Annotated in this window: 18 protein-coding genes; 6 read left to right on the top strand and 12 right to left on the bottom strand. The window is 37.3% G+C overall.

Translation table 11 applies throughout. The features are described from left to right. Positions 1-5: 5 nt before the first annotated feature. Positions 6-941 (bottom strand): rhodanese-related sulfurtransferase, encoded by a 936-nt coding sequence (locus ASF92_RS14890; protein WP_056094800.1) that lies wholly within the window; start codon positions 939-941, stop codon positions 6-8. Positions 942-1,058: 117 nt separating this feature from the next. Then, positions 1,059-3,506: a DUF5686 and carboxypeptidase regulatory-like domain-containing protein gene (locus ASF92_RS14885; protein ID WP_056094797.1), complete on the bottom strand. Its 2,448-nt coding sequence runs from the start codon at positions 3,504-3,506 to the stop codon at positions 1,059-1,061. A 210-nt stretch (positions 3,507-3,716) separates the two neighbouring features. Here ASF92_RS14885 and kbl point away from each other — a divergent pair, with 210 nt between their 5' ends. The 4 genes from kbl (at position 3,717) to ASF92_RS14865 (ending at position 7,086) form a co-directional block, all read left to right on the top strand. Beyond that, positions 3,717-4,904 carry a glycine C-acetyltransferase gene (gene kbl / locus ASF92_RS14880; protein ID WP_056094793.1) on the top strand — a complete coding sequence of 396 codons (1,188 nt, stop codon included), beginning with the start codon at positions 3,717-3,719 and terminating at the stop codon, positions 4,902-4,904. Positions 4,905-5,052: 148 nt separating this feature from the next. Further along, positions 5,053-6,093 (top strand): phenylalanine--tRNA ligase subunit alpha, encoded by a 1,041-nt coding sequence (gene pheS, locus ASF92_RS14875; protein ID WP_056094790.1) that lies wholly within the window; start codon positions 5,053-5,055, stop codon positions 6,091-6,093. Positions 6,094-6,095: 2 nt separating this feature from the next. After that, positions 6,096-6,509: a hypothetical protein gene (locus ASF92_RS14870; protein WP_056094787.1), complete on the top strand. Its 414-nt coding sequence runs from the start codon at positions 6,096-6,098 to the stop codon at positions 6,507-6,509. Between the two features lies 1 nt (position 6,510). Next, positions 6,511-7,086 (top strand): TetR/AcrR family transcriptional regulator, encoded by a 576-nt coding sequence (locus ASF92_RS14865; protein ID WP_056094783.1) that lies wholly within the window; start codon positions 6,511-6,513, stop codon positions 7,084-7,086. Between the two features lie 29 nt (positions 7,087-7,115). Here ASF92_RS14865 and ASF92_RS14860 read toward each other — a convergent pair whose 3' ends face one another. From ASF92_RS14860 to carA, 4 genes are all read right to left on the bottom strand, one after another. Then, positions 7,116-8,072 (bottom strand): Fic family protein, encoded by a 957-nt coding sequence (locus ASF92_RS14860; protein WP_056094780.1) that lies wholly within the window; start codon positions 8,070-8,072, stop codon positions 7,116-7,118. 136 nt (positions 8,073-8,208) lie between these two features. Next, positions 8,209-9,330 carry an ABC transporter permease gene (locus ASF92_RS14855; protein WP_056094775.1) on the bottom strand — a complete coding sequence of 374 codons (1,122 nt, stop codon included), beginning with the start codon at positions 9,328-9,330 and terminating at the stop codon, positions 8,209-8,211. A gap of 82 nt (positions 9,331-9,412) precedes the next feature. Then, positions 9,413-10,177, bottom strand: coding sequence for an ABC transporter ATP-binding protein (locus ASF92_RS14850; protein WP_056094769.1), 765 nt, complete (start codon positions 10,175-10,177; stop codon positions 9,413-9,415). A 195-nt stretch (positions 10,178-10,372) separates the two neighbouring features. Continuing rightward, entirely contained in the window at positions 10,373-11,485 is a 1,113-nt protein-coding gene (carA, locus tag ASF92_RS14845) for a glutamine-hydrolyzing carbamoyl-phosphate synthase small subunit (RefSeq protein ID WP_056094766.1), read from the bottom strand. 295 nt (positions 11,486-11,780) lie between these two features. Between carA and panB the strand changes: the two genes are divergently transcribed. Further along, positions 11,781-12,596: a 3-methyl-2-oxobutanoate hydroxymethyltransferase gene (gene panB / locus ASF92_RS14840; protein ID WP_056094764.1), complete on the top strand. Its 816-nt coding sequence runs from the start codon at positions 11,781-11,783 to the stop codon at positions 12,594-12,596. Positions 12,597-12,664: 68 nt separating this feature from the next. Next, complete coding sequence (locus ASF92_RS14835) at positions 12,665-13,351, top strand: RluA family pseudouridine synthase (RefSeq protein WP_056094760.1); 687 nt, start codon at positions 12,665-12,667, stop codon at positions 13,349-13,351. Positions 13,352-13,360: 9 nt separating this feature from the next. Here the strand turns inward: ASF92_RS14835 and ASF92_RS14830 are convergent, their stop codons facing one another. The 6 genes from ASF92_RS14830 to ASF92_RS14805 form a co-directional block, all read right to left on the bottom strand. Beyond that, on the bottom strand, positions 13,361-13,837 hold the full coding sequence (locus ASF92_RS14830; protein WP_056094756.1) for a hypothetical protein: 477 nt from the start codon (positions 13,835-13,837) through the stop codon (positions 13,361-13,363). 485 nt (positions 13,838-14,322) lie between these two features. After that, on the bottom strand, positions 14,323-15,639 hold the full coding sequence (locus tag ASF92_RS14825; protein ID WP_056094753.1) for a HAMP domain-containing sensor histidine kinase: 1,317 nt from the start codon (positions 15,637-15,639) through the stop codon (positions 14,323-14,325). A gap of 112 nt (positions 15,640-15,751) precedes the next feature. After that, complete coding sequence (locus tag ASF92_RS14820; RefSeq protein ID WP_056094750.1) at positions 15,752-16,429, bottom strand: response regulator transcription factor; 678 nt, start codon at positions 16,427-16,429, stop codon at positions 15,752-15,754. Positions 16,430-16,586: 157 nt separating this feature from the next. Continuing rightward, positions 16,587-17,783, bottom strand: coding sequence for an aspartate aminotransferase family protein (locus ASF92_RS14815; protein ID WP_056094747.1), 1,197 nt, complete (start codon positions 17,781-17,783; stop codon positions 16,587-16,589). A gap of 68 nt (positions 17,784-17,851) precedes the next feature. Continuing rightward, positions 17,852-18,286: a hypothetical protein gene (locus tag ASF92_RS14810; protein ID WP_056094744.1), complete on the bottom strand. Its 435-nt coding sequence runs from the start codon at positions 18,284-18,286 to the stop codon at positions 17,852-17,854. A 13-nt stretch (positions 18,287-18,299) separates the two neighbouring features. Beyond that, complete coding sequence (locus ASF92_RS14805) at positions 18,300-18,956, bottom strand: hypothetical protein (RefSeq protein ID WP_056094741.1); 657 nt, start codon at positions 18,954-18,956, stop codon at positions 18,300-18,302. Between the last annotated feature and the right edge of the window lie 12 nt (positions 18,957-18,968).

Below are 18,968 nucleotides of genomic sequence, written 5' to 3'. Positions count from 1 at the left end.
CTATCTTAAATATTTTTATAAACTGGCTGCGGTACTTTTACATAATAACCTGTGCCATCATACGGGCGTCTGCGTGGATTCGTTAGGCATTCTGCCGAACAACAACCTTGTAATTCATTTCCGCAATCATCGCATTGGGTGATGTGTTCATTACATTCCGGATTTGCACAGTTTATCATTTTCGGTGTGGTTTTTCCGCAATTGTAACATACAGAAACGATTGTTGGATTTACATGATTTACGTCAACTGCGATGCGGTTATCGAATACATAGCATTTGCCCTCAAAATCTTTTCCGCCGGCTTCCTTGCCATATTTGATAATTCCACCATGTAGTTGATAAACATCATTAAATCCATGATGAAGTAAGAGTGCAGAGGCTTTTTCGCATTTGATACCGCCTGTGCAGTAGGTTAAGATTTTCTTGTCTTTATATTTAGCAAGTTGGTTTATTTGTTCCGGGAAATCGCGGAAATTTTCGATATCAAGTGTAACCGCATTTTTAAATTTGCCCAGATTGTGCTCATAGTTTGAGCGCACATCAAGAATCACCACATCATCATCATCCTTCATTTTCATAAAGTCGACAGGTTCAAGGTGTTTACCTGTTTTCTCATTCGGATTAATAATTGAAGTGTCCCTTAAGCCGGAATGAACAATTTCTGATTTATAACGACAATGCATTTTAAGGAAAGAGGGTTCCTCTACCGCATCAATTTTGAATTCGGTTTTTGCGAAACGCTCATCAGCATGAATGGCTTTCATGTAGGCTTCACAGGCTTCATCAGTCCCGGAAACGGTACCATTCAAACCTTCATTGGCAACGATAATCCGGCCAACAAGACCTAATGATTTGCAAAATTTTAAATGATCTGCAGCAAATTGTTCTGCATCTGCTATGTAACTGTAGCAATAGTAAAGTAATGTCTGATATTTTTTCATAACGCGTTGATACCGTTGCAAACGGCGTTTAAAGCGGGGCAAAGATAATGCTTTTAACTGAAAGACAAAAGCAGGAAGCTTTATCTTGCTTTGTACTTTATGTTTTTACCTTTTTGCTTAGAAACCGTAACTGATCCTAAATCCCTGCGATATTTTTTGAGCACCATCATAAGCAAAGCCGTAACTCACCCTTAAAACCAATCGCTGTAAACCGAAATAAAATTCTTTGTAATTTCTTTTTTCCGGCGATGATAAATAGCCACCACCAACAAACTCTTCAAGCTTTGCTTTGCGTAATAAAGGCACTTTGTTTAAGAAGAAGCCGGCAAAGTTGTGTTCCAAGTGCGCTTCGAAATACTGTTGGTTCGTACTGAATTGATAGAATTCCAGGTATTGGAACTTTCTTAGATTGGGGGGGAAGATAGTTGAGATATTCCCGGCAAAATGTTTATATTCAGGATAGTACATACTGCTGTTATTTAGGAACTTTCCGGCCCCAACCAGGAACGAAGTATAGCCCCATAAACCTAAGCCAATTCTATCCTGATATATTTCTGCCTTAACGAAATCATAATCAACATCGCTTCCTAATAATCCGTTAAAGCCTTTCTTGTACAGTGCGGTTATCCTTGGAAATTTAGATTCTGTATAAAATTTCCCATCCGGGCGGGTAATGTATTTTTGACCGAAAGTGTACGTTAGACTCGCAGTTGCGCTTGTAGATGTGTAGGTTGGAAACAGCGGTGTTTCCGTAGTAGGAGTAAAAGGGTTATTTGAAGTAAATTCTCTTTCTTTATTATCGAGAAATTTGAAATCAGTTGTATTTGTAAGCGTATTGTTTCTGGTGTAATCGAAGCTCAGTGAACCCTGAAGCCCCGTTGCGAGTTCGCGGGTTGTGTTTATATTCACAAAGCTCTTCTGATAAAACTTCGGGAAATTCTTTTCATATAAAAGACTATTAATGGTGTTTCCAAGCGAGGTCATCGATCCTAAATTGTTTAAATCGAATATTCCATTTCCAAAGGATGCACCAACGCTAGCTCTTTTTAAAGGATTGTAAAAGTAACTACCCGATAAACTTCCTGTTAATTTTTGATTCGAAAATCCGTAGCGCAACTCTGGTCTGATGCTGTACGAACGCCTGTCGCCAAATACTTTTCGGTAGGTTATCCCATATTTTATTGCAAAACCTTCTACGGTGTTATACATTAAGGAGCGCAAAACCGGATCGAAAGAAATGTAAACACTATCGTATCTATCATTGATGCTATATCCTCTCAGCAAAAGCTTTCCTATTCCAAATTTATTATTTTCTTTTTCAAGTGAATCGAGGTAGGATTTAGATTCCTTCCGCTTAGCAATGCTGTCTTTAACAACGTAGTTTATTTTCTCATCAGGCGTGAGGGGAATCGGGCGGTTGTTGTTCCAATAAACTGAATCTTTTTTGTTTACAAGTCTGGTAACTTTTAATATTTCTCCATTAAAAAAGTTCTTTGGAAAGACCGGCGAAACATCGTAGTTACTGTAAATCCCCACATAATAACCCGCAAACTTAAAGCCTAAAACATTTCCGTTAAACTGAAAATTAATTGCCGTCGGCATGTAAACGTCTTTAACTTTTGTGAATTGCTGACTAATACTCAATGTATCAATAAAATTAATTCCGGCGTTTTTTGTTAAAAATAAATCGGTATTGTAAATGCGCCAGCTATCGTTGATGATGTAAATAATGCCTCTGAAAACCGGGTCGTTAGTCCGGCGGGGGATGACTTCGATTTTATTAACCGTTTCGCCATTTTCCTTCGTTTCGCCCAGGTACTTGTATTTGTAATAAAATAAAGCATTATCAGCAATTGGCGAGATAAAGCCTCTTGAGCTTAGCGTATTCTCTAAAAGGTAGTTATCGTAAAAATTAATAATCAAATCTGACGCTTTGTTGAAGCTAAAAGCGTTGTTACGTCCGGCGACTTTCGATGAAATCATTTCTTCATGAACGTCATTTGGTCTTCTAAAGCTAAATTTACTTTGCGATTCTGATAAGTATATAATGCCTTGGCGGTTGGTGTCAAGTTCCATCACCTTCCTGATGTCGCGCCCCATGAATTTTTTTGGAGCACTTTTCAGTCTCTGTACACCTTTAATATAGACATCACAGGTAAAAGATTTGACTTCCTCCAAATGAGTTTTACGCTGTGCGATTGCCTTACGAATAATTGCATAAGCTGGGTCTTCAGCACTTGCCCGAATCGTTACATTGTTTAAAGTATAGTTTTCTGATGTTAATGAAACGTTGAAAATTGATGAAGCAGATACATTAAGAATATGTTCCTGTTGCTTATAGCCAACTGCCCTAAAACTTAGGGTATGTTCACCTTTACTTATTTTAAGTTCATATTTACCATCAACATTTGCTGAAGTTCCCTGTGTGGTATTTTTCAAATAAACAGATGCAAAAGGAACGGGTTGGCCACTAATGTCTTTTATCGTTCCCGAAACTGTGAATTGTTGAGAAAATGCAAAGTTTGTCAGGGAACAAAAGATTAAGAGTGTACAGAATTTTATCATAAGTTTGAACAGTTAAGCTATAAATATCGAATAAGTTTTTACACTATACATATAGTGAGGTGTTAAAGTTTGTTAATCAGGAAAAATAAAGGTTAAAGCTTATGGTTTTGCCAATTGATTTTTTCGATTCCATCTTCCATTTTACATTTTCCGATCTGTTTCTTTCGCCGTTTTTTTTAACTTTGGAGTCAAAATCAACCGTAACAGCTCATGTATAAAACATTACAGCCCGTACTTCAAAAGGAATTAGAAGAAATTGAAAACGCAGGACTATTCAAACGCGAACGCATTATTACAACCCCTCAGGGTGCAGATATAAAAGTAAGTGGCGGAGCAGAAGTAATCAACTTTTGTGCGAATAATTATTTAGGTCTTTCCTCTCATCCTAAAGTGATTGAAGCTGCTAAAAAAGCAATTGATGATCATGGCTATGGTATGTCTTCTGTACGTTTCATTTGTGGAACCCAAGATGTTCATAAAGAACTTGAAGCTAAAATATCGAAGTTTTTAGGTACGGAAGATACCATTTTATACGCTGCTGCATTTGATGCCAATGGCGGTGTTTTCGAACCCTTGTTTAATGCAGAAGATGCAATTATCTCTGATGAATTAAACCACGCATCTATTATAGATGGTGTCCGTTTATGCAAAGCACAACGTTTCCGCTATAAAAATGCGGACATGGAAGATTTAGAGAAGCAGTTAATTGCAGCAGCAGGTTGCAGACACAGAATTATTGTTACGGATGGTGCTTTTTCTATGGATGGTTCTGTAGCGCCTTTAGATAAAATTGCGGATTTGGCTGACAAATATGAAGCACTAATCATGATTGATGAATCTCATTGTTCGGGGTTTATCGGAAAAACCGGTCGCGGAACACATGAGCATTTCAACGTAATAGATCGTATTGATATCATCACCGGCACTTTAGGTAAAGCATTGGGTGGCGCATCTGGCGGCTTTACTTCCGGAAAAAAAGAAATTATTGATATGCTACGCCAACGTTCACGACCTTATTTATTTTCAAATACATTGGCACCGGCGATCGCAGGCGCATCGATTGCTGTTTTAGATATGTTGAGCGAAACCACATCATTAAGAGACAAACTGGAAAGTAATACAAAGTACTTTCGTAAAAAAATGACTGAAGCAGGCTTCGATATCAAGCCGGGATTTCACCCTATTGTTCCGGTAATGCTTTATGATGCTAAAATTGCGCAGGAGTTTGCCGCAAAAATGCTTGATGAAGGGATTTATGTTATCGGATTTTTCTATCCTGTTGTGCCTCAGGGCAAAGCAAGAATCCGCGTTCAGTTATCAGCTGCTCATGAGCAACATCATTTGGATAAAGCCATTGTTGCTTTTACCAAAGTTGGAAAAGAACTGGGCGTGATTTAATTCCTGTAAACAAATATTATTTTTAAAGCCGCAAGAGTTTGCGGCTTTTTTGTTTCGAGTTCATTTTCTTTTATAATGGTATTGTAAACAGATATTTTGAACCGCTACACATTTAAATTTTAAGATAATTTGCCGTATATTTGAAGCCATGTTGCAGGATAAAATAACACAATACACTGAAAAAATTAATGCCTTTGTAACTGAAAAGGCAGATGAATTAGAGCAGTTTCGCATAAAATATTTGGGCAGTAAAGGTATTATCAAAGAAATATTTGATGACTTTAAATCTGTTTCTGTAGAAGAGAAAAAATCGTTAGGAAAAGTCCTTAATGAATTTAAACAACTTGCGGAATCTAAATATTTAACCTTAAAAGAAGCTATTGAAGCAAATGAAACACAGGTAACGGAACATGCGCTGGATTTAACCCTGCCAGGTGAAGGTTTTGAGATTGGCGCCCGCCATCCGCTGGCTTTAGTTCGCAGGGAAATTGTGGAGATTTTTGCAAAGCTAGGTTTTACGGTTGCTGAGGGGCCCGAAATTGAAGACGACTGGCATAATTTTTCGGCTTTAAATTTTCCTCAAGAACATCCTGCAAGGGATATGCAAGATACCTTTTTTATTAAAAAAGGAGGCGAGAAAGGTGATATTGCTTTGCGTACGCATACATCGTCTGTTCAGGTTCGAATGATGGAACAAGGACAGCCGCCTTTCAGGGCGATAATGCCTGGGCGTGTTTACCGTAACGAGGCTATTTCCGCACGGGCACATTGCTTTTTTCATCAGATAGAAGGCCTGTATGTGGACGAAAATGTTTCGTTTGCTGATTTAAAACAAACTTTGTTTTATTTTGTACAGGAATTGTACGGGGAAGGCACAAAAGTCCGTTTCCGACCGTCTTATTTTCCATTTACTGAGCCTTCTGCCGAAATGGACATTTCCTGTACCATTTGTAATGGCGCAGGTTGCCAGCTTTGTAAATATAGCGGTTGGGTAGAAATTTTAGGTTGTGGGATGGTCGATCCAAATGTTCTCGAAAACTGTGGCATCGATTCAAAAAAATATAGTGGTTTTGCGTTTGGTATGGGTATTGAACGGATTGCAAATCTGAAATATGTGATTAAGGATTTAAGATTGTTCTCTGAAAACGATGTTCGTTTTTTAAAGCAATTTAAATCTGCTTTAATTTAATTATGAAATACCTGTACAGCTTATTGTTCATATCTCTTTTACTTTCAAGCTGTGGAAAAGATACGAGCTTTATTCCGGATGTTGCCGTTAATTTCAGTTTACCACTGACTGATCCGCGTTTAAGCAGACTAAGTAGTCCTGGAGGTGCCGTTTTAATTAGTGGTTATGGAATTGCAGGATTGGTGTTGTACCGGAGAACGGATAATGGTTATGCTGCTTTTGATCGTTGCAGTACAGTAAATCCTGAACAGAAATGTGCCGTAACTTTAGACGATCCGACCTTAACTGTAACCGATCCCTGCTCGGGTGCCAAATTTTTATTGGAAGACGGAAGCCCGGTAAAGGCGCCAGCAGTCAGGGCATTAAAGTCATACACAGTGGCCATTTCCGGCCTGAATTTACACGTAACGAATTAGAATGGAAGCCGAAAAAATTAAGGAAACTGTAAAGAAAGCAGCTAAGGAGCTTTTTAGAAAGTATGGTTACCACAAAACAAGTGTAAACGAAATTGCAAAGAAAGCTAGAATAGCAAAAGCAACGATATATAAATACTTCGAGAGTAAAGAACAGGTTCTCGATAGCATTTTAATGGATTACCTCGACCAGAATTTGTACGAAATACTTCACAACAAGGTGAGTTATGGTTCTGAAGAAGAGCATTTAAAAGCGCTGGTCATGAAAACCAGCCGGCTTTCTTTTACCGCATGTAATGAGTTTATCGGTTGGGATTTTGTTCGTGAAAATGCGAATTCCCAAGAGTTTTTAAAGCATCTTTCCGATCAACTGGAGGCCTTGTTGCTGGCAGCATACCTTCAATTGGATAACTTTAAAAATAACCCTGCGAGGAGGGAAGGTTTAGCATTTTTATTAAAAGCCAGCAAAAGCATTGTTTTTTCATTTGCTTTTACTTCGGTCAGCGATTCTGATGTGCGCAAAAACTTTGTGAGTTTTCAAAAGGAAATTTTGCCATTCTTAGTTAAGGCAGCACTTTAATTGATCCGCAATAGGCTATCAATTTTGAATTAACGATCGCGTTTTCTGTTCTTTACGTAATTATTAATAGCCGTTTTAGTAGTCAGCCAGTTTCTTCCTTCTTTATAGGCATCTATTTTGCCCTGGCGAGCAAGAAGGCTGATATATTCCTGCCCATATTTAAAGTCAGGTTCGGAAACAATTTGTGATATAGGTTCGTAATCGCCATAAGTATTACCTGGCATTGCGTTTAGGTAAATATTTAGCGAGCGCTCCAGAGCTTGTAACATCAATAGATAAAGTTTATGGTAGCTGCCTTTATTTGCCTGGTTAAGTGCTTCATAATATTTTTTTCTATCGTTTTTTAAAATAATAGCAGGCGGAAAGCCCTTCCGCATTAAAAGTAAATTCATTGCTAAACGTACAGTACGACCATTTCCATCAAAAAACGGATGAATCCAAACCATTTTATGATGAAAAATGGTTGATAATAATATATCGTTTAACCCGCTTGTATTCTCATTTACATAAGAAATCAACTCCTCTAGTAAATCAGAAACCTTGTTAGCATTTGGTGGGGTAAAATTTGCGCCGATGATACGAACGCCGCCATTTCTTAAACTACCAGCAAAATCATCTTCAATACTGCGTAAAACCATACCGTGTAAAGAAAGAATATCGATGCTTCTTAATACATAACTTTCATTGACAAGTGTATATAAATAATCAATTGCCTTTTCATGATTATGCGCTTCGAAGTGCTCAATCAATGATTTGCCTTTGATGGTTATTCCCTCCTGTAAAACCATTTGCGTTTCCGTTAGGCTTAAAGTATTGCCTTCAATACTATTAGAGTTATAAGTCCATTCTAAACTTATGTCAGTTCGTATCCGCTGTAAGGCACTGTTCGGCAATGGACGAGATGAATCTAGTTTCATTTTTTTCTCCAGTAGCCTGTCCAATTGCGGCTGTAGTTCTTCAATATCGCTAAGATCAATATTCCACATACACAAATATATTAATATCGGATTGAATTTAAATAATTTTATCCGATATTAAAAATCCGATAACTTATGCTATGTTATTGGGTTGGTACATTAGAGTTATAAAATAAATAAGTGGAATTGATTGTCCGTGCGTTAACTATTCCCATTTAAACACTTTTACGGCAACCGCATAAATACCAATCCCCCAGATTATTAAAATCATTATCTGGAATTTAACATCCCACAGATTTAAGCCCTCGAAAGCGACCTTACGCATGGCGTCATTCAGATAAGTTAAGGGTAAAGCCCTACTGATGGGCTGTAGCCATTTTGGGAACGCCTCTATAGAGAAAAAAGTTCCTGACAATAGAAACTGAGGCAGGGTTACGATATTAGATATGGGTGGTACCATGCTTTCATTTTTTGCAATTCCGGAAATAATAAAACCAAAACCCATAAAAACAATTACACCCAAAGTTGCCAGGAGGAGCATGTTGACAACTGTTAAAACGCCATGTACTAATGTAAATCCAAAGAAAAAATGACCCAATACGATGATAAACAAGGCTCCGATTAAGGCAAATCCTATTCTTGCAATACCTTCACCTATAACAATGCTGGAACGTTTCACCGGTGTCGCAAAAAAGCGTTTAATCACTAAAGTTTGACGCAGGCTTAAAAATACAAAGGCCGTTCCAAATACGCCAGTACTTAATAAAGAGAAACCCAGTTGGCCTGGTAATATAAAGTCGATGGTTTTGTACTCTCGTCCATGAACAGTACTTTCCTTAATTTCAGCAACTGATGGCTTTAATTTTTTATCATAGAAAAGGTTATTTAGAACAGACTTTAAGATATTTCCTTTGTCCATCGACGCGGACGTATAAACAACGTTAACTGAGTATGCAACAGAATTTACTTTCCTGTGAACATCTATCATTGCATCAACATTCCCTTTTTCCAGCAGGTTATCATATTCCACTTTCGATTTGTCTTTCACCAACCGAATCATGCCGGTTTTTTCCAGCATGCCAATAACAGGATTATTTATGTCCGATCCTGGTGTGATACCTACATCAATATGTGTTCCGCCACCACCTAGGAAGCCAAAAACTAAAATAAATATCAAAGGGAAAGCCAAGGTAAAAACCACTGCTGAAGGGCTCCGCATAATGGAGCGAAAACTCGCTTTTGCTAGTGCTAATGTTGCTGTTGTGTTGCTGTAACCCCCAGACCCTAAAGGGGAGTTTGAATTTCTATCGTTTATGTCTTCGTGCATAAGAATCTATCTAAATATGGTTATTCAATTAATGGAAGGTTTGTGCATTGGTCTATAATCGCCCATTGTGAAGGTCGCGAGATTATTCTCTCCACTCTTTACCCGTTAGATCGATAAACACATCTTCCAGATTAGCTTTTTTAACCTCTTTTTTACGTTCAAATCCAGAAGCAATAAGTTTGTCTATTAAATTATCTGGCGTATCTAAGGCTATAATTTTTCCCCGCTCTACAAAGGCAACACGATCGCAAAGTTGTTCTGCCTCATCCATATAGTGCGTGGTTATTACGACTGTTGTTCCGTTATTCCTGATTTCTGTAATTAAATCCCAGAGATTGCGCCTGGCTTGAGGATCCAGTCCTGTAGTTGGCTCATCAAGAAATACAATTTTTGGCTGATTAATTAACGTTGTAGCAATAGAGAAGCGTTGTTTTTGTCCACCCGATAACGCTTTGTATTTAGCTTTGGCTTTGTCCTGAAGATTTACTTTATCCAGCATGTCCATTGGCTTGATATTGGCGCCATAAAGTCCTGCAAAAAGTTCAATTAGTTCAATAAGGTTAAGATTAGGGTAATAACCTGCTGCCTGTAACTGAACTCCGATAATTTGCTTAATCTCGTTAGCCTGCTTATCAACCGAAAAGCCGTCAACAATAATTTCACCAGAAGTTTTATCTCTTAAAGTTTCAATTATTTCGAGTGTAGTTGTTTTTCCGGCACCGTTGGGGCCAAGTAACCCGAAGATTTCATTTTCATAAACATCAAAACTTAAATTTTGTACAGCTGCAAAATCATCATAGTTTTTTACCAGGTTTGTTACACTGATAATGGCTTTTTTTGTTTCCATATTGCGAATGTAAGAAGCTTTCAATGATTAGAAAATGAATTTAGTTGCAAACTGTTAAAATGTCGGTGAGATGATGTTTTCAAAAGGTGGATTTGGTTAAAAACAAAATCTGCGAATCCATGGCTATGCGTAGCTAAGATTCGCAGATTGTCGTATTTTACTTTAGTTTTTAAGCTTTTTTCTTCCTGCTAAAAATTACCAAACTAGATCGCCTTTCATTACGTCGACAAAATCATCGAACAAATAACGGGAATCATGTGGGCCTGGTGAAGATTCTGGGTGATATTGTACTGAGAATGCTTTTTTACCTTTAACACGAATGCCTTCAATAGATTTGTCGTTTAAATTTACGTGAGTAATTTCGACTTTATCAGAGTTTCTAACTTCATCCGGGATAACGCCAAAACCATGATTTTGAGAAGTTACTTCACAGTGGTTTTTAATGATGTTTTTAACCGGATGATTTAAACCGCGGTGCCCGTTAAACATTTTCATTGTACCGATATCATTTGCCTCAGCCAATAACTGGTGACCCAAACAGATACCGAACAATGGTTTGTCTTCTGCTAAGATTTCTTTAATTGTTTCAACCGCATACGGCATTACCGACGGGTCGCCGGGGCCATTTGAAATGAAATAACCATCAGGACTAAATTTTTCCATTTCCGCAAATTTTGTCTTTGCCGGAAAAACCTGAACGTAAATGTCACGATTTTCAAAACTGCGAAGAATGTTTTTCTTAATGCCTAAATCTAAAGCTGCAACTTTTAAGCTTGCATCCGGATTGCCGTAAAAATAAGGTTCTGTCGTACTCACTTTAGATGAAAGCTCTAAGCCTTCCATAGAAGGAACTTCAGCTAACTTCTTTTTCAATTCTTCTAAATCCGTAATCTCCGAAGAGATGATGGCATTCATTGCGCCTTTATCCCTGATGTGGCGAACCAAGGCACGGGTGTCGATATCTGAAATTGCAACAAGGTTGTCATTCTGAAAATAATCCTGAATCGATTCTGTTGCTTGTTTACGGCTGTAAACGATATTGTAATTTTTACAAACCAAACCGGCAATTTTTATCGAACTAGATTCAATTTCCTCTTTCTGGATGCCATAATTCCCGATATGCGAATTTGTAGTTACCATAATCTGACCAAAATAACTTGGGTCTGTAAAGATTTCCTGATAACCTGTCATCCCGGTATTAAAACAAATTTCGCCCGTTGTGGTACCAATTTTTCCGGCCGCTTTGCCGTGGAAAACTGTGCCGTCGGCAAGTAATAAAATCGCAGGTAACTTGATGTAGTTAGTCATGGTAATTACAATATGAATTTTGATTTAAAAAAGACTTTAAAAAAGGGTGGTTTTCGGCATTAAAGCCGTTTTTGCAGAGTGCAAAAAAAGATGAATAAATCCCTTTCATTTCGGGGTACAAAGATAGGGTTTAGGATTGGTAATCTAAAAAGATTTTTTAAATATTGAAGCTTTAAGGGAAAGATTAAGGATTCATAAGATTTAGATACAGCGTATATAAGCTACAGTCTTTAAGTTTTAGTCTTTCAGATTTTTTAAAGAAAAAACGATACTTTTGGCTAAATAAAATGAATTCATGTCGGTACACAAAGAAATAAAACGCGTCACCACACATATTTTACAAGAGATGAAAATACGTGGTGAAAAAATATCCATGTTAACCGCCTACGATTACTCGATGGCTACCATCCTTGACGACGCCGGGTTGGACGTTTTATTGGTAGGAGACTCGGCTTCGAATGTTATGGCGGGCCATGAAACAACTTTGCCCATTACTTTAGACCAGATGATATATCATGCTGCATCAGTTATCAGAGCGGTAAAACGTGCATTTGTTGTAGTCGATTTGCCTTTTGGATCGTATCAGGGGAATTCTAAAGAAGCCCTGAATTCTGCGATTAGAATTATGAAAGAATCAGGAGCACACGGTGTAAAATTAGAAGGTGGTGAAGAAATTATAGAATCAGTTCAACGCATCATTACAGCTGGCATACCAGTAATGGGCCATTTGGGTTTAACACCGCAATCGATATACAAATTTGGAACTTACACTGTGCGGGCAAAGGAGGAAGAGGAAGCTAATAAGCTGAAATCTGATGTTCTGGCTTTGCAAGCTGCGGGGTGCTTCGGTATTGTGTTAGAGAAAATCCCTGCTACTTTAGGTAAAGAGGTTTCGGAAAGTTTGCAGATTCCTACGATTGGTATTGGCGCAGGACCCGATTGCGATGGCCAGGTTCTGGTTGTAAACGATATGATTGGTTTAACCAAAGGATTTAAACCTCGTTTTTTGCGTCAGTATATTAATTTGTATGATGATATTTTGCATGCTGCTCAATCTTACATTCGTGATGTAAAGGCCAACGATTTTCCTAACGACAAAGAACAATATTAAATACCTTGTTAAAGGTTGTAGTTATCGGTTTAAAGCCTGCAACGCACAACTGCTAACCCATAACTAATATGCCAATTACCGATAAGGATATACTTTTTGAAGATAACCACCTGATTGCAATAAACAAAAGGGCGGGAGATATTGTACAAGTTGATGAAACCGGTGACGAGCCTTTAGATGAACAAATAAAAAAATACCTGGCAAAGAAATACAGCAAGCCGAACGGTGCGTTTCTAGGCGTTGTTCATCGTTTAGACAGGCCTGTCAGTGGCGTAATTCTCTTCGCTAAAACCAGTAAAGCGCTGGAAAGAATGAATGCGGTTTTCAAAAACCGGGAGGTAAAGAAAACCTATTGGGCTGTTGTGAAAAATAAACCGGCTAAAGAATCAGGAACATTGATTCATTGGCTGGTGAAAAATCCCCAGAAAAATGTTGTTACCCATTACAATACTGAGGTACAGGGTTCGCAGAGAGCCGAACTTTCTTATCGGTTGCTTGCGCAGGTTGGCGATTATTTTTTGCTTGAAGTTGATCCACTTACTGGGCGTTCACATCAAATCAGGGTTCAGCTTTCTTCAATGGGTTGTCCTATTGTTGGTGATAATAAATATGGCTACCCAAGGGGAAGTAGGAAAGGCAGTATCTGCCTTCACGCCCGCAGGTTGCAATTTCTGCATCCGGTAAAAAAAGAACCTGTAAATATTTTTGCTAAGCTTCCTATTGATGGCTTCTGGGAGCGTTTTGAAAATTTATAGTCAATGCAATTATTTACAATCTGTTTTATCAAAAATAATAGACTTACCAAAAGTTAATTTTTTAACGTCTTGAAATTTGACATCGCCATTAACATCCTTTGTAGCTCCATAACCTTCTAAAAGCTGGTCGCCTTTTCTCACCCAAGCAACTTCACGGTGAGAATAAACACCTTCAGATTGGAACTTATAGTCTACGATAATCGTGTCGCCCTTCATGTACCCATAAAAATCACCGCTATTTTTATCTTTACCATCAACACTGTAACTTAGCTGCCCCAAAACTCTATCAGCACCAGTTCCATAGATTAGAAGTTTTCCAGTGCTCCCTTTCTTGTCATCGTAAGTAAAACATTCGTCTGGTATTTTGTAATCCCTTTGTTGTTCACTCATTATTGTAGAGTCTACAGTAGTATATTTCTTACTATCGCTTTGGCAAGAGGTTACAAACGAAGCAATAATTGCGCTTGCTAAAATTAGTTTCTTCATGTATTTGGTTTGCTTTATAAATGCTCAGCAAGATAAAAAAAATGCTTAAATAATTTTAATTGATATGTTAAAACCAAAGTCGTATTAAAGAGCACTTTAATAATACTAATAGCAACAATTTTTCGGTTGAGCAAAATGCTATCGCCGGCAAGAGGATTATAAACTACAATGTATTTCTGTCAAGTATTTTTAGCAAATCTTGTCGGTTATTTAATGTGTTGGTCAAGTTGGGCTCTGAATTATAAGCTTCTGCTATTATATAATAAACCAGTTTTATACTATTAGAATGCGGTTATTGGCGTGTCCACTAAGGCAGCACAACTGATTTTGTGAATGTGTCTATTTAGCCCGGTTCTGCGGAGACTCTTGTTCAATACGTTTTTGATCCAGTTCTTTGTCTAGATGAAGATTAACCCTAAACTGATCTCGTTAATGAGTTGGTTGAAATATTTGGTCTGGCATGGCTAATTGTTTCGCCTATCTGCTCAATCTGCTTCAGGGAAAATTAAGTTTACACTTGTGCCCTCATTTTCAACTGAACGGATTTTCACTTCTATTTTATGGAATTTAGCAATACTATCTACAATGGCTAAACCTAAACCAAAACCATTTTCTTCGGTATTTCCTCTTTTAAAACGATCGAAAGCATTTTCAAGCACTTCATGGCTCATACCTTTTCCATTATCGCTTATGGTTAAATTGAAATTATGATCTTCTGTTTTGCCAACGACATGTATTTCACCGCCACTGTTATTGTATTTAATTGCATTACTTAAGATGTTTGTCAGCAGCGTATGTACCAGCGCCTTGTTACCTTTAAAATAAAAGTCTTCTTTCAAGTCAATGGTATATTTTAAGTTTTTATCTGAAATTTTATCTTCGAGATCACTATAGATATCATTTAGCTCATCCTGCAGATCTATTTTTTCGGTTTTTAAATATTGATTATTCTCAACTTTAGAGATTAAGAGCAAACTGTTGATAATAACCTTCAGGCGACTGAGCGTCTTGAGAGATGCAAAGATTTTATTCTCATGCTCAACAGGAATATCAGGCGTACTCAACATATTCTCAAACCTTGTACTCAAGATTGAAATGGGTGTTAAAAGCTCGTGAGACACATTCGCTATAAACTGTTTCTCTAATGCAAAAAGTGTGTTAATCTTGCGCATTAAAGAATTTATACTGTTATCTAAAATTTTAAAATCATCAGTATTTGTTCTTATGTTTTGATAATTGAAATGAGTTGGATCGTCAACTTTGTTAATCTTCTTATCAATAATCAGGTAAAATGGCTTGAGCAGAAAATTTGTAAAGGCAAAATCAGTTAGCAGTGTAACAAGCAGTGAAGCGAAAAGCACAACCAGCATATAAAACCTGATGGAGTTTTTTATGGATTGTAAGGCTGTCATACTCTCGCCGAGTTCCAGCTTATACCAGTTTGAATGGTATAAAAATTTATAGTTTAGGATTCGATAAAATTCAATGTCTCCCTCAATTTCCCTTCTTTCGGTAATAATTTTTGCGGAAGAGTCTGCCTGGTTGTCGGGAATATCTGTCAGGATAATGAATTCTTCTTTTAAGATATTATAATCGGTAAACGTTTGTTCATTATTAAGTAAACTATCAATCTCCGCATCGTTAAGGTTTTTTATAATTTTTCCTTTTTTTTTAATTAAACGGTTATCAAGCTGATGGTAGGCAATTCTATCAATCGAAAACAATATAATTGATCCTAAAATGACTATAATGGCGATTTTAGTTATCGCATTGTATAATGAAAACTTAACTTGTAACTTCATTTTTTACGAAAAACCCAATATTATTGACTTAAATTCTCAACTGGTGATTAAACAGATTTAAGCACTATATAAACTTCTAAGCTTCTATCCTCCAACATCGACTTCTGACTATTTAACAATTTATCCTGTAGCCAATGCTCCTGACGGTTTCAAACCAATCAGTAGGATTAACCGCCAATAACTTTTTACGAAGGTTTTTTACGTGAACATCAACGAAGTTGGAATCTGAATTTACCTCAAGAATATCGCCCCATACATGTTCGGTTAAACTCATTCTCGAAACAACCCGGTTCTTATTTAGCACGAGGTAGTTAAAAATTTCGAATTCCTTCTTGGTGAGGTTTAATCGCTCATCAGCAAACGAGACTGTTCTGTTTTGAATGTTAAGCAAAAAGCCGTGAATATTTACTTCGTTTTTTTCGAGTTTATGTTTTCTGCGGATGATCGCATGCATCCTGGCCAGAAGTTCGTTCAGTGAGAATGGTTTTGGCAAATAGTCGTCTGCACCTTCATCTAAACCTTTGATTCTATCATCGACTGCGCTTCTTGCTGTTAAAATGATAACGGCATCATCTCTGTCTTTAAGTGACTTTAGCTGCTTTAAAATTTCAAATCCGTCACCATCTGGCAACCCTAAATCCAATAAAATAAAGTCGTAACTGTTAACGAAAACTTTTTCTTCTGCAGAGGCTTTTTTCCAGGCATGTTCGATTATAAAACCTTCCTTACTAAGGAACTCATCCATTTCGAGTGCAAGGCTTTTTTCGTCTTCAACAATTAAAACGTTCATTGTAGTGTAGGGTATTAATATAGTATTAAGTATTCGGTATTAAGCATCAAGGCCGCCAACATTTGCATACCCAGGACTACGTCCTTAATTTTGGAATTTTAGTAATATGCTGGTCTTTAAGCTTTTGCTTTCACTTTAGTCTTTTAGCTTTAGTCTTTCAGCTTTTATCCACAACTAAGTTAATGTTTTTTACGATGATGGCACATGCTTCTTCAATTTCAGATTTTGTAATAATCAGGGGAGGAGCGATGCGCATGGAGTTGCTGCAATGTAAAAACCAATCTGATAATATGCCATCTACAATACAGGCATCAATAATTTTTTTGTTGACATCGAAATTTTCGAATTCCACCGCAAGCATTAAACCCTTACCTCTTATTTCTTTTATGGCCGGATGTATAAGTAGTCGTTTAAAAAGTTGGCCTTTTTCTTGAACTTCATCAACGATTTTATTTTCTATTAAGGTGTTCAAAGTGGCTAACCCTGCTGCACAGCAAACAGGGTGGCCACCAAATGTGGTCATATGGCCAAGTATAGGAGCATAAGATAAAACTGACATGATTTCCAGCGAACTGATAAAGGCGCCAATGGGCATACCCCCACCAATCCCTTTGGCTAAAAGTAAGACATCTGGTTTTACATTGTAATGTTCGAATGCAAACATTTTTCCGCTTCTGCCGAATCCAGATTGAATTTCGTCGAAAATAAGCAGGGTCTTTGTTTCATCGCATTTAGCTCTTAAAGCCTGCATATACTCCAAATCAGCTACACGAATACCCGCTTCGCCTTGTATAGGTTCTATAAAAACAGCTGCAATGTCGGTGGTAATTTTCTCTAAATCGGATATATTGTTATGCTCAATAAAGCTAACATACGGTAAAAATGGTCCATAACCCGAAGAGTAAAAGTCGCTTTCCATCAAACTTTCTGCACCCTGTGTGCTGCCATGATATGCATTTTTACAGGCGATGAAACCTTTTCTTTCGGTGTAGCGTTTCGCGAGCTTCATTGCACCCTCAACGGCTTCCGTACCTGAGTTTAAGAAATAACTACAACTTAAGTTTTCAGGTAAAATATCAGCTAAAGCCTTTGCGAAATTTACCTGAGGTGTTTGAATGTATTCTCCATAAACCATTAAATGCATGTAAGTTTCGGCTTGTTCCTGTATCGCTTTTACAACCGAGGGATGACAATGACCAATGTTACTTACGCCTATGCCAGCTATCAGGTCCAAGTACTTTTTATTAGCCGAATCATATATATAAACACCTTTTGCCCTCACGAATTCCAGCATTAAGGGCTCTGGCGATGTTTGCGCATTGTGTTGCAGAAATAATTGGCGTTGTGTTAACATGAGGCAAAAATACAGAAATGAGCTTGCTTTAAAACAAAAAGTCTTGCAGTTTTTCTGCAAGACTTTTCCTATTGTCTGTCCTTAAAGCGATTCAGCAACTCTCGCTTAAAGGCTTCCTGTGCCCGGTAGAATTTACCGATGATTTTAATCGGCAATACTGCTTTAAATTTATTGTAATACTTCTTTTCGATGTTTAAATCGCGTTGCCTGAAATCGAATTCGCTCGTAATTAAACTTTGGATTTGTGCATCCGTCAGATTATCAATTTCCGTGACTTTTCTAAACGAAATCATTTTTTGAAAACGTTCTTTTCGAAGTGCATTTTGTTCCGCCTGCATGTCATTATAGATTGGCCAGAATACTTTAGCATCTTCAGGAGATAGATCTAGTTTTTTTGTAAAAAAGGCAATTTTAAGCGATTCTATTTCTTCACCCTTGGGTCTTTGTGCCCAAATTATTGATGGTAGAAGCAATAGTAAAGCAGCAAAAAATAAATTCTTCATTTGACATTAATTTTTATAATTCCTGAGCTAAATCAGTTGATGAATAGTTACTCAGGATGTAATTTTCCACTTCTGTATCTGAGGCAGAAGTTGTTTTTATATTAGATGTATTTTGTGCTTCCAAATGGTCTAAGATTGTCGTTTCATCAATATCATAAAGCATTTGGTCGTTTGCAAAATCCGCAGTCCGCATTTGTGGAACGCTTACCATTTCAGCAGATTGATTGTTTTGGTAGAAGTAAAACCCAAAAGATGCTATCAATAAAAAGCAAGCCGCACTTGCATATTTAACAAAACTTCGTCTCCATAAAGGAATAATTTTAGCCTCTTTTTTTATGGTTTGTTCTGTATTTATTCTAATTGTTATTCTGCTTTGTAAAGTTTCGAAGTAATTTTCAGGAACAGCAAATTTGTTAATTGGTTGAACCGATTGCTGGAAAGCGATTCTCGTTTCAATCATTTCTGTTAATTCCTCAAAATAATTTTCTGGTATAAGGAAAGCGTTATCACTAATACTTTGTTTCAAGCCATCCAAAAAAATGTTGTTTGAAACAGCCTCCTCACAATTGTCGAAATATCCCGCAGGAACGGAGAAGGGATTGCGCTTGGCCATTGCGGCAAGGGTCGGCGCATCTTTAATCCAATCGTTATTTTCTAAATTTTCATTCATCACAGATATATG

The sequence above is a fragment of the Pedobacter sp. Leaf176 genome (assembly GCF_001424305.1).
Lineage (GTDB): Bacteria > Bacteroidota > Bacteroidia > Sphingobacteriales > Sphingobacteriaceae > Pedobacter.
Note: the sequence above shows the minus strand (reverse complement) of the source record. Positions and strands in the feature narration are given on the sequence as shown.